The 13382-nt window shown below is 57.5% G+C and carries 17 protein-coding genes; 13 read left to right on the forward strand and 4 right to left on the reverse strand.

What is annotated here, in order from left to right:
• The first annotated feature begins 25 nt into the window (after positions 1-25).
• Entirely contained in the window at positions 26-1336 is a 1311-nt protein-coding gene (locus tag ACQZ51_RS10620; RefSeq protein ID WP_448777034.1) for a tyrosine-type recombinase/integrase, read from the forward strand.
• Between the two features lie 93 nt (positions 1337-1429).
• Here ACQZ51_RS10620 and ACQZ51_RS10625 read toward each other — a convergent pair whose 3' ends face one another.
• The 4 genes from ACQZ51_RS10625 to ACQZ51_RS10640 are packed head-to-tail and all read right to left on the reverse strand — an operon-like array spanning position 1430 to position 3098.
• Positions 1430-1762, reverse strand: coding sequence for a hypothetical protein (locus ACQZ51_RS10625; protein ID WP_448777036.1), 333 nt, complete (start codon positions 1760-1762; stop codon positions 1430-1432).
• 7 nt (positions 1763-1769) lie between these two features.
• Positions 1770-2039 carry a hypothetical protein gene (locus ACQZ51_RS10630; RefSeq protein ID WP_448777037.1) on the reverse strand — a complete coding sequence of 90 codons (270 nt, stop codon included), beginning with the start codon at positions 2037-2039 and terminating at the stop codon, positions 1770-1772.
• On the reverse strand, positions 1924-2163 hold the full coding sequence (locus tag ACQZ51_RS10635) for a hypothetical protein (RefSeq protein WP_448777601.1): 240 nt from the start codon (positions 2161-2163) through the stop codon (positions 1924-1926). Before ACQZ51_RS10635 ends, ACQZ51_RS10630 begins: the two co-directional genes overlap by 116 nt.
• Entirely contained in the window at positions 2163-3098 is a 936-nt protein-coding gene (locus ACQZ51_RS10640) for a glycoside hydrolase family protein (protein WP_448777039.1), read from the reverse strand. The genes ACQZ51_RS10635 and ACQZ51_RS10640 overlap by 1 nt, the downstream gene beginning before the upstream one ends.
• 147 nt (positions 3099-3245) lie before the next feature.
• Between ACQZ51_RS10640 and ACQZ51_RS10645 the strand changes: the two genes are divergently transcribed.
• The 12 genes from ACQZ51_RS10645 to ACQZ51_RS10700 all read left to right on the forward strand — a co-directional run bounded on the left by ACQZ51_RS10645 (position 3246) and on the right by ACQZ51_RS10700 (position 13336).
• Positions 3246-4349 carry a N4-gp56 family major capsid protein gene (locus tag ACQZ51_RS10645; protein WP_448777041.1) on the forward strand — a complete coding sequence of 368 codons (1104 nt, stop codon included), beginning with the start codon at positions 3246-3248 and terminating at the stop codon, positions 4347-4349.
• Between the two features lie 78 nt (positions 4350-4427).
• The gene (locus tag ACQZ51_RS10650; RefSeq protein WP_448777042.1) at positions 4428-4889 is read left to right on the forward strand and encodes a hypothetical protein; all 462 of its coding nucleotides are present in this window, start codon (positions 4428-4430) and stop codon (positions 4887-4889) included.
• Between the two features lie 62 nt (positions 4890-4951).
• Positions 4952-5272, forward strand: coding sequence for a hypothetical protein (locus ACQZ51_RS10655; protein WP_448777044.1), 321 nt, complete (start codon positions 4952-4954; stop codon positions 5270-5272).
• A 3-nt stretch (positions 5273-5275) separates the two neighbouring features.
• Positions 5276-5980 carry a phage adaptor protein gene (locus ACQZ51_RS10660; protein WP_448777046.1) on the forward strand — a complete coding sequence of 235 codons (705 nt, stop codon included), beginning with the start codon at positions 5276-5278 and terminating at the stop codon, positions 5978-5980.
• Positions 5980-6606, forward strand: a complete 627-nt coding sequence (locus ACQZ51_RS10665) for a hypothetical protein (protein ID WP_448777048.1) — start codon at positions 5980-5982, stop codon at positions 6604-6606. The genes ACQZ51_RS10660 and ACQZ51_RS10665 overlap by 1 nt, the downstream gene beginning before the upstream one ends.
• Positions 6606-7925 carry a hypothetical protein gene (locus ACQZ51_RS10670; protein ID WP_448777049.1) on the forward strand — a complete coding sequence of 440 codons (1320 nt, stop codon included), beginning with the start codon at positions 6606-6608 and terminating at the stop codon, positions 7923-7925. The genes ACQZ51_RS10665 and ACQZ51_RS10670 overlap by 1 nt, the downstream gene beginning before the upstream one ends.
• A 1-nt stretch (position 7926) precedes the next feature.
• Positions 7927-8391 (forward strand): DUF4376 domain-containing protein, encoded by a 465-nt coding sequence (locus tag ACQZ51_RS10675; protein WP_448777051.1) that lies wholly within the window; start codon positions 7927-7929, stop codon positions 8389-8391.
• Positions 8392-8402: 11 nt separating this feature from the next.
• Positions 8403-10136, forward strand: coding sequence for a hypothetical protein (locus ACQZ51_RS10680; protein ID WP_448777052.1), 1734 nt, complete (start codon positions 8403-8405; stop codon positions 10134-10136).
• A 2-nt stretch (positions 10137-10138) separates the two neighbouring features.
• Positions 10139-10387 carry a hypothetical protein gene (locus tag ACQZ51_RS10685; protein WP_448777053.1) on the forward strand — a complete coding sequence of 83 codons (249 nt, stop codon included), beginning with the start codon at positions 10139-10141 and terminating at the stop codon, positions 10385-10387.
• Positions 10384-10836: a GNAT family N-acetyltransferase gene (locus tag ACQZ51_RS10690; RefSeq protein ID WP_448777055.1), complete on the forward strand. Its 453-nt coding sequence runs from the start codon at positions 10384-10386 to the stop codon at positions 10834-10836. The genes ACQZ51_RS10685 and ACQZ51_RS10690 overlap by 4 nt, the downstream gene beginning before the upstream one ends.
• A 14-nt stretch (positions 10837-10850) precedes the next feature.
• Positions 10851-12041 carry a tail fiber domain-containing protein gene (locus ACQZ51_RS10695; RefSeq protein ID WP_448777057.1) on the forward strand — a complete coding sequence of 397 codons (1191 nt, stop codon included), beginning with the start codon at positions 10851-10853 and terminating at the stop codon, positions 12039-12041.
• Complete coding sequence (locus tag ACQZ51_RS10700; protein ID WP_448777059.1) at positions 12038-13336, forward strand: hypothetical protein; 1299 nt, start codon at positions 12038-12040, stop codon at positions 13334-13336. The genes ACQZ51_RS10695 and ACQZ51_RS10700 overlap by 4 nt, the downstream gene beginning before the upstream one ends.
• Positions 13337-13382: the final 46 nt, after the last annotated feature.

Genomic DNA, 13382 nt, shown 5'->3' on the forward strand with positions numbered 1-13382 from the left:
AAATGCGGGTACAGCGAGAACAAGCGTGCTGACAGACACAGCGATCAAAAAAGCCAAAGCCAAAGAAAAACCGTACAAGCTTGCCGACACAAACGGCCTCCATCTCTTTGTTGCCACATCAGGGTCAAAGAGCTGGCGCTACCGCTACTATTTCACCGAAAAGGAAAAGCTGCTCGTTTTGGGCTCCTATCCAGAGGTGTCTCTCGTTGATGCGCGGCGACTCAGGGACGATGCTCGGAAGCTCTTGAAGGATGGGAAAGACCCCTCAGCGCTGAAAAAGCTCGAGAAGGTCATAGGCCGAAAACAGGCCGCCGAAACCTTCCAGGCACTGGCCGAGGAATGGCACGAACACACCAAACCCACATGGACTGATAGGCACGCGTCAGAGGTATTGGCGACGCTGAAAAGGGACGTCTTCCCGTTATTGGGTGACCTGCCTGTCAGGGCCATTGACGCCCCTACAATTTTAGGGGTTCTGCGACTTGTCGAAAAGCGTGGTGCCGTTGAAACCGCCAAGCGCCTCCGGCAGCGGATATCGGCGGTTTTCGTCTACGCGATCTCGTCAGGCCGGGCCGATACCGATCCCTCAGCAATTGTCGAAGGCGCGCTGGCACCGCTCGAGAAAGGGCGGCAGCCTTCAATCATCACGCTGCAGGGCGTGAGACAGATCCTCGCGGACGTTAACGACACCCCTGCCCGTGGTTATACGAAGCTTGCCATTCGTCTGTTGGCGTTGACCGCAGTTCGCCCAGGAGTTTTGGCGGAAACGCCATGGAGTGAGTTCGACGAGCTCGACCCAGAAAATCCCGTGTGGGTAATTCCGGCCGCACGGATGAAATTGAAGAAGCGGTTCAAGAACGAGGAAGCCTACGATCATCATGTTCCATTATGCACTCAGGCAATGGAGCTCATCGACGTCTTGCGGCGCGTGACGGGACGGTACCCATTCGCATTTCCGAACCTCCGAAAGCCAAAGCAGCCGATGTCAGCCAACACAATGGGGTACATGCTGAACCGGGCGGGCTATCATTCCCGGCACGTCCCGCACGGCTTCCGAGCCTCTTTCTCATCGATCATGAATGAGGAGTTTCCGCAGGACTCGAAGATCATCGATCTGATGCTTGCTCACAAACCAAAGGATGCGGTTGAGGGAGCATATAACCGCGCGAGGCACGCCCAGCGCAGACGTGAGATCGCGCAGCACTACGCTGACATGATCCTAAAGGGTGCGCCCTCACCGGCCCAGCTCATGATGGGACCGATAAGAGTGGTAAAAGGTAAGCTGGAAACAGGTCAGGGCATTCCGAACGTTACAAAGGCGCGACGCGCCGCTTAGAGGTGCAGGCACAGCAGCCAAGCGACCAATATGAGGCTCGCCACCGCAACGACTTTTCCTTGCGGCTTGGCGGCTTCTCTGATGTTTCGTGCTCTAGGCCTCATCATGTCGGCTTCTCCCGATCTCCGCGTGACGGAGGCGAAACGCCTTTAAGATAATCTCGACGATAATAATACCGCCGATTCCGACTATAAACCCGCCCACGCTTGCAGATTGCTCTTCAGGTACGCTCAGTTTACCGAATGCCCATTGGAAAAAGATGGTTCCCAATGGGCTCAGGTAGTATGCCGCAACGCCACCAACGAAAAACTTGCGAAGGCTGGCCCACGGACCAGTCCATTCCATCGCAACGGAAACGGCAGATCCGGCAATACCAGCGAGAGCTACCTTGCCCTCGTTCGAACTGAGCCATTCCCAAAAAGTCATTATCGCTTTACTCCTGCACGGCGGAGGTGGCAGCCTTCGCTCCACCATTCCCGTGTCTCGCGCATTCTTGGCGCGTCCACACGCCGCCGGCGCATATGCCGACCGCTGTTCTGTCAATTTTAGCCTGGTCAGCGGGGGTAGCCCCCCGAGCACCGATTAGATCAGTTCCGACGACGCGGCGCAGGCCCGAGACATTTCCCGGCCCCGAAATCCCACATCCCGCTAGCGCAATCGTCAAACCGATCACGAGCACCGTCCGCACCATCCCCAGCCGCATTGTTCTGCCTTTCCGTTTTGATAATCGCGCGTTCGGTCGCGTTACGGTCGATCATGATGACGGCGGCGGTGATGAAGCTTGCCGCTGCCAGACCTATAAGGAGGTAGACGCCGAGCCGCGTCATTAGACTGTGACCTCTCGGCCAAACAGCGTGTTGATCCGTCGGGCGAGCACATCACGCTTGCGGTAAGCTATGACGCCAAGAACGGAGACGGCGACCAATACCGCAATCCAGCCCCAAGGCAGGCCCACCGACCATGCGGCAGCGCCAGACCCAATTAGAGAACCCGCACCGCCCTGCACCGCTTCCTTGGTGGCGACAGCGTCACGGCGGAGCTGGGCGAGCGTTGCCGATCCGATCACGCCATCTGCGATGAGATGCGGGTGGGCGGATTGGTAAGCTTTCACAGCGGCAGCGGTTTTTTCGCCCATCCATCCATCAATGGCGCCGGGATTGAAGCCCTTGGCCGAGAGGATAGTCTGCGCCTCCTTCACGACACTGTCTGGGCGCGTCGGAACCGTGTCGGTGACAATGCGAGGAACGCCCTCGCCGACACCGGCGTAGACACCCAGCTCAAATAGCAGGGCTTCTTCTTTGCGACGCCGAACCAGACCGGTCAGCTTCTTTCCCGCAGCGGTGTTGTAGTGGCTGCCAAGGTATGCGGCAGCGGCTTTTGTTTTTCCCGCGCGCCAGAGCTTTGCCCATTCCCAATCCATCGCACCAGTGCCGAGATTGAATATGGCTGAGACAGCAGCATCCAGTTCGTGCTGCTTACGATTCGTTGGAGACTTTTTGACCGCGGCGGGTTCAAACTCGCTATTGAGAACCGCGGCGAAGATCGCGTCCGACTGCTCCGCCGTGATTTTGGTTTTCCCAGGCACCAGCTTCGCGATGCCGACCTTTGCCAGTTCGCGGCGGACCGATGCGCTACGCATCGTGAAGCCGGTTCCAATCGTCGGAATGCGAACAGGATCGAGATAGCAGGTAAGCGGGTTTCCTTCATGCCCGCGCATGAAAGAACGGCCTTTGGGTGATGTCGAGGTGATTTGCTGATCCATGGGTGCGCTCCAATCAGGGGGCCGCACTCATGCGCTAGCAATGAGTTTCAATATCATGCGCCACGTGTTGCAACAATCCAGCATTTCCAGTAATTAGAAAGGGAATGCGCATGAGTGCTGATCCACCTTAACCGGAGACATGCACTCATGACCAAGACCGTGGTTGCCTTTGGCGATCCGAAAGCCCAGAAGAAGTGGTCTGGCGGGCTTTTCATTGACATCACCAAGAAGAGCTACTTCGACCGCAAATTCATCGGCACGTCCGACGAATACGCGATCCAGCGCCTTACCGATCTGGAATCGGAAGCAGGCGACACGATCACGTACGACTTGTCGGTCCAGCTTCGCAACAAGCCTACCTATGGCGACAACCGCCTCGAGGGCAAAGAAGAAAGCCTTCGCTTTGCAAGCGATCAACTGAAGATCGACCAGATGCGCCATGGCGTGTCTGCCGGTGGCAAGATGAGCCGCAAGCGGACGGCTCACAACATGCGCCAGATCGGCAAGAACCGCCTGTCCGATTACTGGTCCAAGTTCAACGACCAGATGATCTTCATCTATCTGTCTGGCTCGCGCGGCATCAATGAGGACTTCATTGAAACCGTGGAATGGGCTGGCCACGCTGAAAATCCAATCGAAGCCCCGGACGCCGACCATATCCTGTACGGTGGCGACGCGACGTCCAAGATCACGATTGATGCGGCGGACATCATGTCCCGCTCGCTGATCGAGCGCGCTCAGGTCAAGGCACGCATGATGTCTGCCAAAGACCCCAAGAACGCTAACATGATGCCGATCCAGATCAATGGTGAAGCGCACTACGTCATGGTCATGAGCCCTTATCAGGAACACGATCTGCGCACCAACGACGCTGGTGGCTGGCTCGAGATCCAGAAGGCCGCTGCTACTGCTGAAGGCAAGGCAAACCCGATCTTCAAGGGCGGGCTCGGCATGATCAACAACACTGTCCTTCACAGCCATGAATGGGCGGTCCGCTTCAAGGATTACGGTGCTGGCGGCAACGTCCAGGCAGGTCGCGCCCTGTTCATGGGCCGACAGGCTGGCGTCATCGCCTTCGGTTCTGCTGGCGGTTTCCGCTACACTTGGACTGAAGAAACCAAGGACCACGGCAACGAACCGGTTGTTGCGTCTGGCGTCATCGCTGGCGTGAAGAAGACACGGTTCAACGGTCGCGACTATGGCGTGATCTCTGTCGACACCGCCGCGAAAGATCCGAACGTCGCAGCATAAGGGCAAGCCCGGCTAAGTCCGGGCGGCCCTCCCTCTTCAGCGGTCTATGCGACCATCCAACGTCAAAGGACTTTCGAAATGGCGCTCATTCAGAGCAAATACGCCAAGGGCACCGAAGCCCTGTCTTACCCCTCCACCGCGGGCGAAGCAGTTGCTATTCGCTTCTCCCACCAGCTCACGGCTAACCCCGCTGCTGGCGACATCCTCGATCTTGCTTGCATCCCGTCAAATTGCCGCGTCGTAGACGTTGTTCTCGATTCGGATGATCTCGACACGAACGGTGCGCCGACCATGACAATGGACGTGGGCATCATGAGCGGCACCTTCGGCGATGAAAGCCCTGCCCGAACCTGCGGCGCGGAGTTCTTCTCCGGTGCTAACGTCGCTCAGGCTGGCACCGTAGCGCGACCCACTCTCAAATCGGCCTATCGTACGACGGCGTCAAACATTGATCGCTCCATCGGCATCAAGTTCGTCACGGCAGCGGCAACGTTCGTCGCTGGTCAGATCGGGTTGACGGTCTACCTGTCCACCGAGTGACCCTCCGGGCCGCGTGACACATGAGGGGGCGGTAAGCCCCCTTTTCTTTAAAGGAGTGGGCAATGAGAACTGTAATCGAATGCAAGACTGGGCACACCGTCCAGAGCCTCGGCGGAGTGTCGTACAGCTTCGACAGAGATGAGCATGGGCGATTCGTGAACGAGGTTACGAGCGTTCTTCACCGGTCTCTGTTTCTAAACCTCGATGTCTATCAGGAAGTGCCGCTTACGCCTGAGCTGGATGACGATCTCGAGATCCCGGCGTTCCTGAGTGGTGGATCGGAGCCAACGGAGCCAACGGAAGACGCAACTGCTACCGAGCAGCCAGTCAAGCCCAAAAGCACGGCCAAGAAAACGACTTCCAAGACCTCTACCAAGGTTTAACGTATGCCAAAGGCGAATGACATTCTGCGGAGAGCCAGCGTCCTTCTTATCGACGATGAGCACGCACGCTGGCCTCTTACCGAACTCGCCGACTGGCTCAACGAGGCGGTAAAAGCCATTGTTCTGGCTAAGCCTTCCGCCTCGTCCCGTACCTACCCTCTCCCGCTCTCCGAAGGCACCTATCAGGAACTCCCGATAACGTTGGACGGCGTCAACCCACTACAGTTGCTAGGAATCAACCGGAACCTTGCAGGGGATGGGTCAACTCGTATCGGGGGTAGAGCCATCCGCACGGCGGCGCGAGCTCTTCTCGATGCTCAGGAGCCCAACTGGCACGATCCTGCTTACGCACCTTTCCGTAAGGAAGTTCGTCAGGTGATCTTCGACGAAAATCTCCCTTTAGAGTTTTACACCTACCCCGGCAATGACGGCACCGGCATGGTGGAAATTGCTATCTCCTATCTGCCTGCCCCAGTGATCGCCTTGGCCGATCAGGACGAAACAACTTATGAGGCGTGGGACGTCGATATAGGTTTGCCCGAGCCATACTCCGTTCCGCTGCTCGATTACGTTCTCTACAAGGCGTTCTCGAAAGACGACATCGCAGGCGATCCTACAAAAGCGATGTCGAGCTATCAGACATTCGCGGCAGCGGTTGGCATTAAGGTTCAGGCCGAGTCGTCAGCGAATCCGAACAGGAGGCGCTGATGGCCGATATCGATGATCTTTTTGCAGAGGTTCTAATCCATGCTCCGAACTGCTCCGATCCAATTGCGCGCCGGTACCTGCGCGAAGCAGCTCGTGAAGCATGCGACAAGGTTGACCTTTGGCGTGAACGCGAAACCATCGCAATCAACGATTTAGAAAGTCAAATCCTTCCGGTCATCTCCGACGCAGAAATTGTGAGGATCGAAAACGCTTATCTGGACGGGGTTTCGCTTACACCTCAGACGCCGGAATGGCTTGATGACAATTACCCTGGATGGGACAATCCGGACGCCCTGGACGCTACATCGCGGTTCATTACGCAGATCAAACCCGGAGTGCTTCAGTTGGTACCGGCCAACACAGGCACCCTATCTCTTCGCTTGGTCCTGAAGCCTTCGAGATCCGCGACAACCCTGCCTGATTTCCTCGTCGAGAAATACGGCACCGAGATTGGCAAGGGCGCTGCGGCGCGCGTCCTGATGCTGCCTACGGACGATGGCGGACCTAACCCACAGATGGCAACAGTGCTGCAAAGCGAGTTCACCGCCTTTCTGGATAAGTTGCCGATGAAAATAGCCAAAGGTCAGCAGGGTGCGCGACCGCGGACGAAAGGAAGCTTCTACTGATGGGCCTCAAGCTCACAAACAATGCTGTCTCCACTCTTGCCTCTTCGATCACGTCAGCGGCAACAGCGGTCTCAATACAAGGTGCTGATGCGGGCAAATTTCCCGTATTCGCGGTCGGAGACTGGTGCCCGGCTACGATCATCGACTCTGCCAACAATATGGAAATCGTTCGTGTAACTGCACGGGCGGGTGCGGCCCTAACAATTGTCCGGGCGCAGGAAGGCACGACGGCAAAGGCGTTTGCAGCAGGCTCGCGCATTGACGTCAGACTAACCGCTGGCGCTATCGGAAATATGACGGAGCAGAACGCCAGCTCAGTGGCAATCACTGGGGGCACCATTCAGGGCATTGCCGACATCGCCATAGCAGACGGAGGCACAGGCGGCAGCACGGCGGCTGCAGCGCGTGCAAACCTTGGCGCGAACAACGCATCCAACTTGGATGCAGGAACAATTGCTGATGCTCGGTTGCCAGCAACGATGTTAGGGAAGACCTTTACAACCGATGTAGCGGTTGAAAAAATCTTGAGTGTAGGCAGGACCGTCGTCGGCGTCGCCACTTTGGAAATTGGCGGGACGAGTGGTGCGGCAAACCCAGCAGTGATCGATTTCCACACATCTGCAACGCCCGTCGACTATAATGTTCGTTTGTTGGCTGACGGTAATAGTGCAGTTGGCGCCGGCAATTTCAACATCCTGTCGAGCGTTCTCCAGCATAACGGAGATGCTATATGGGACGCGGGCAACCTCGCCCCGATCTCTCAAGCCGAAGCCCGAGCCGGAGTCGGCACGATCAACCGCGCGTGGACGGCGCAGAGGGTGGCGGAGGCTGCGATTGCGGCGACGGGGAAACCCACTTATGGAGCGCTGATAACGGCTTCCACAGCCGCGATCAACATCAACTCAGGCATTCCATCAGATGCCAAGCGTATTACGTTGGTTTCGGAGTTGAGTTCCAGCGCATCGCTTCATCCGCTAATTCAGCTAGGTACCGGTGGAGCTTTAGAGACAACCGGCTACGTAGGCGTGATCGGATCAACAGGCGCAGGCGGCGTCGGGACCATCAATCTGTCCACGAGCTTTATGCTAGTTGCCGGAGTAGCTGTGGGGCCCTTCTACGGAGTTATCACGCTAACCCGGCAGGACCCATCATCGAATAAGTGGATAGCCACGTCATCGATATCGTACGGCAATCAAGGTCTGTCCTATGTGGCTGGCTCCAAAACCCTTGCTGGCCCACTTGACCGTATTCAGATCGGTAGTGTCGCGGGGACTGTCCCATACAGCGGAACGCTCGGCATCATCATAGAGAGGTTCTGACATGCCAGAAATCATGAACGTGGACCTATCGACGGGTGAGACTGTTGTGGAGGCCTATGTCCCTGTCCAAATCCCGCTAACCAAGGCGGATCTGGTGACTTATGCCGCTGATGCCCGATGGAGAGCGGAGACTGGTGGCTTCGAGTTGGGTGGTATGTCCATTGCATCTGATGACCGTTCAAAAACGATGATCCTTGGAGCACGTGTAAAGGCTGAAGGGGACGCGGCGTTTACCACCCGTTGGAAGGGCCCAGATGGAGTGTTCGCAACTATCGATGCGGCGACTATCAAACTTATCAGTGATGCTGTGTTGCAGCACGTTGCGGACTGTTTCTCGGCAGAAGATACGGTGATCACCGGCATTTACGCGGGCGAGGTTACAACAACGCAGCAGGTCGATTCATTGATCGCCGCGGCCATATCCCAGAACCAAGCGGCGAGAGCCCCCAATTCATCGTTGTCATAGGGGACCAGCATTTGGCCAAAATAGTTATTTCAGCCTTTGCCGGCGAGAAACCCCTGATACTTCCACGTCTGCTGCCCGAAACGGCGGCAACCGAGGCCGTTGGAGTGCGCCTCGATGATGGAGGACTGACGCCGATCAACGGTTCCCTGCCAACAGGGGAGACGGTTTCTGCGAACGGTAAAACCATCTACCGACACCAAAACACTTGGCTCTCTTGGCCCGGAGTGATCGATGCGGTTCCGGGCCCCGTGGCGCAAGACCGACTCTATTTTACGGGCGACGGCGTACCCAAAATGCGCGTTGCCAGCGTGACGTATCCTTTGAAGGTCCAGCGCCCCGCTGCTGCCGTTGTTGCTGCCGTCAGCGGCACCGGGGCTGGTGATATTCAAAGCCGCACTTACGTTTACACCTACGTCACAAGCTTTGGCGAAGAGACTGCCCCCTCGCCCGGTTCTGTGATCGTCGATTGGAAGCCGGGTCAGACCGTTACCCTTAGCGGTTTTGTTGCCCCCCCGGCAGGCCGCGCCATCACCCTACAGCGCATCTACCGGTCCCAGACAGGCTCGAGCGGAACATATCTGTACCTGATCGCTGAACGGGCAGCCAGCGCAGCGAACTTCGTCGACACGGTCCCAGTTGACGCCTTTCAAGAAGCCTTACCCTCTGCTGGCTGGGACGAGCCACCAGATACGCTGACTGGCATCACCTCGATGCCGAACGGGATGATGGCCGCCTTTGTTGGCCGGGACGTCTACTTCGCCGAACCATGGCGACCGCACACATGGCCTGAGAAATACGTTTTGACCTGCGACAGCGATGTCGTCGGGCTTGCCTCCATCGGCTCTGTTCTTGTGGTTATGACCAAAGCTAACCCGTACATGATGAGCGGGTCACACCCCGATTCGATGCAGAGCGTGAAGCTCGAGGCGAATTTCCCTTGCATCAACGCGCGCGCCATCGTCGACCTCGGATTTGCAATCTGCTACCCGACCAATGACGGGCTGATATCGGTAAGGGCATCCGGTGAAGTAGCGCTCGTGACAGAGCAATTGTTCCGGCGTGACGACTGGCAGGCCCTGTCACCGCAAACAGCCATAGGAGCTCAGCACGGCAATATCTACCTGCTGTTCTACGACACGACCAGTCCGGCAGGAGACAGAAATGCTGGCGCATTGTTTATCAATGTCAACGCCGCACCGTTTCTGGCGAGATCTGGCGAGACTGCTGACGCCCTGTACTTTGAGGTCGAATCCTCGGCGCTGTTCTTCAAGCGGTCCGAGGATATGAACGTCTATCGCTTTGATGACCCCGCAGGCTTCCCAGAGAGTTATTCCTGGAGGTCAAAGGAATACTGGCTTCCCAGACCAGGTACTTTTGGTGCGGTGCTAGTGGATCAAGGGTCTATCACGGATTCGACTGATGCTGATTTCGTCAACGAAGAGCGTGCCCGCATCGCTGAACTTAATGCAGCTACCTTTGCGTCCGGCATATTGAACTCAGCGATTAACGAGCATGCTGTTGGCAGCATGGTCTTGAACGGTGACGCCATGCTACCCCTCCCTTCGGCCTTGGCTGCAAACATAAGCGTATTTGCGGATGGGAAGCTCGTCGGCACAGCAAACAAACTTGGTGCGGTGTGTCGCCTCCCTGCGAAGAACGCTCGATGCTGGGAGATCGCTGTTCAGTCCAACCTGCCGATTGGAAGCATTTCCCTCGCCACTTCTGTCAGCGAGCTCCGGGGCTAAAGATGACATCGCCGCAGCAAATCGTAGAAAAGCTGGAAATCCTCGATGGCTCCCGTGCTGGAGCGAGAGACAAAGCAGCTGTGCGGATCGAAGACATCAAAGAGCTGCTGCAAATTGCTCAGGTAAAAACCAAGACACTGACAGCCGCGCCCACAATGGCAGACTTTAACTCCCTGCTCACGGACATCAACGAGATATCCTCTCGGCTTAACTCGATCGCTCTGACTATCCAGCGGAAGCTTATTCGATGACGAGAGAAGTCATCTATGGCCCGAACGACGAGTTGGTGGCTTTGGCTGCACAGCGTGGGAAGCTAAGCTTCCGCGACGATGCGAAAGCCATCGCGATCCGGTCCGCACATGACATCGATGGTGTCGTGGTTTTCGACGCCTTCACCACGCGCGGCTGCTGGGTTTCCGTCGTATCGAATGGCAGTCGTCGCTGGATCACTCGCGAGCTGATCATCAAAGTCTTCTGCTATCCGTTCCTACAGCTCGGCTACCCGCGCCTCAATTCATTCGTGTCGGTCAACAACGCCGACGCCATCCGCTTTAACGAGCATTTTGGGTTCCAGCGCGAAGGGTTGATGCGCAAAGCTGGCGACGACGGAGAGGACTTGATCGTCTTCGGGATGCTTCGCGAAGAATGCCGATGGCTCCCTGAACGCTTCGCTGGAAAAACAGGCCGCGCAGCTATATAACTGATCCAACGCGCATGAGTGCTGACCCCTATTTCAAAGGCAGCACCATGGGCAAAAGCAGCAACTCCGCACCAGCGCCAGATCCACAGATCGGAGCCGCCGCGCTTAAACAAGCGGAGACCGGCGAAAAGTGGCTTGAATTTGCCACCGATGCGTTCGCCGTCTCGCAAGTCCGCCAAAAGGAACTAGATGCTCTCACGACGAAGGTGACAGAGCAGCAGTTGGGCCTTGCGACCGATCAGGCAGGTTGGGCGAAAAAGGATCGCGAGCGCTATGAGAGCGTCTATAAGCCGATTGAAGACGACTTCATAAAAGAGGCCACAAATTACGCAACGGATGCGCGCCAGTCCGAAGCTGCGGCGGAAGCGCGTGCCGACGTCCAGTCAGCAGCAGCTACGAACCGTGCCGCCACCGAGCGGGCAAGCGCCTCAATGGGGGTGACCCCTGGCAGCGGTAGATTCGCCGGTGTCCAGGCGGCGGGCGACCTCGGCGTTACTTTGGCCGAGGCTGGCGCGTCGAACGCGGCGCGACAGGGTGTCCGAGATAAAGGCCTAGCGCTCAAGGCGGACGTCGCCAACCTCGGGCGAGGATTGCCCGCGCAAGCCGCCGCTGGTGCCGGTGGCAGTGTGGCGGCCAGCGGTACGGCCCTATCAGGCAATCAGGCAACAAATGGGCAGTCCCTCGCCGCCAGCACTATCATGAATTCGGGCTTCAGCGGCGCGATGCAGGGCTACGCTGGACAGGCCAACACCCTGAACCAACAGTATGGCTTGCAGCTCGATGGATGGAAGGCGCAGCAGCAAGCCAACGCGCAGAGCGCTGCTGGCATCGGCAGCTTCCTCGGAGGCGCTGCGGGCCTCATCTTCTCCGACGAGGAGTTGAAGGAAAACAAAGAGGAAATTCCGGACGGCGAGGCTTTGGAAGCGCTGAAGGCCATGCCCATTGAGGAATGGGACTATAAGGAGGGCGTGGCGGACGAAGGCCGCCATGTCGGAACCTACGCGCAGGATTTCCAGCGGGAGACCGGGCGCGGTGATGGGCACACCATACCGGTGCAGGACGCTCTCGGCATCACAATGAAAGCCGTTCAGGACATGGACAAGAAGCTCGATGCCACCATCGAGGCGATTGGGTTGGGCGGGGTTAGCCCGGCCAAGCGCAAGCCATCAGTTCCACAGGTCGCACAACAGGAGAACGCAGCATGAGTTTGGCGATTGGCCTTGGCGGCTTCATGGACGGATTCACCGGAGGCATGAGAGCCCGCGATTCGATGGATGATCGCAAACGGAAGACGGTGCTACAGGAACGGCAGGACGTCGAATACAATCGATCGCTCGATCAACGCAACGCTGTCGACCAGATCAACAAAGACGCCCGCTCGACATTCGATACTCAGGTGGCGGCCGGAACGCAGAAGCCGGACAACTTCGACCAGTTTTGGAGCACATATGCCGTTCCGAAGCTGAAAAATACGTACCTCGCTAATGGTGACATGGACAACGCAAAGCGCGTTCAGGAGTGGGGCGACAGCGAGGACGCAAAGACAGGTGCCAAGCTGTTTTCGGGCGCGCTGGTCAAGGCACAGACCGGAGACAGCGCTGGCGCTCTTGCCGATGTCATGCAGGCGGGAAAGATCAAGGGCTACATCGACAATGGCTATGAGGTTCTTGGGCAGGAGCCAATTCTAACACCTGACGGTAAGCCACGCGGCTTTCGCATCTCGCTGAAGATGCCCGACGGCAAAGAGGTGCAGCAGGATATTCAAACCGCTGACCTGCCAAAGCTGATCGCTACTTTCGGCAATCCTGAAGCCGCGTGGAACAGCCAAATCGCCGCGCGGGCCGCTACCGAAAAAGAAGCTGGCGAGCTGCGTACGTACGAGCAAAAAAAGAAAATCGATAAGCAGTACGGCGTGGGGGATACCAGACAACGCGGCGAAGCGATCAAGTCATTGCGCAAGCGGTTTGATGGCGGATTGGCTGGCGATGAGAAAAAGTTCGACGACATGTCGCCCGAGGAGAAAGAGAAACTTGTTGCCGACGAGCTCGAGCTGGTAAGTGGCCAGCCCGGTCTTGCTGGTCAAGCTGCGCCTGTGCGCCCTGAAAAGAAAGTGCTGGTCGATACCGTTACCGGCAAACAGGTTCAGACGTCGTCTCCCAGCCCCGCCCCCTCGCCTTCGGAGCGAAAACAGAAGGATGACGATGCGAGACCCGCGACGCCGAGAGATGCCCCAATACCAGGGGTACCCGCCCGCGCTCAAGAAAGCGTTCGCAGGCGGATAGAGGATCTGAAAAGCAGACCCACATCGGATGCCCCCGGAGTTGTAGCGCCCTCACAGGATCAGGCTGTTAGCAAGGCCAATGCCGCCCTTGAGGGTGGGGCGTCGGTTGAAGAGGTCGCAACAGGGCTGCACGAGGCGGGAGTGCCTGAGTGGCAATGGCCCAAGGTAGTGCAAGAGGCGCTGCGAGCCCGGCAACAGTCTTATGGATTGAACCCTTAAAACAAAGGCCCGCGTAATGCGGGCCTTTCGCTTTGAGTTTGAGCTC

This window comes from Agrobacterium sp. CG674 (genome assembly GCF_053521645.1).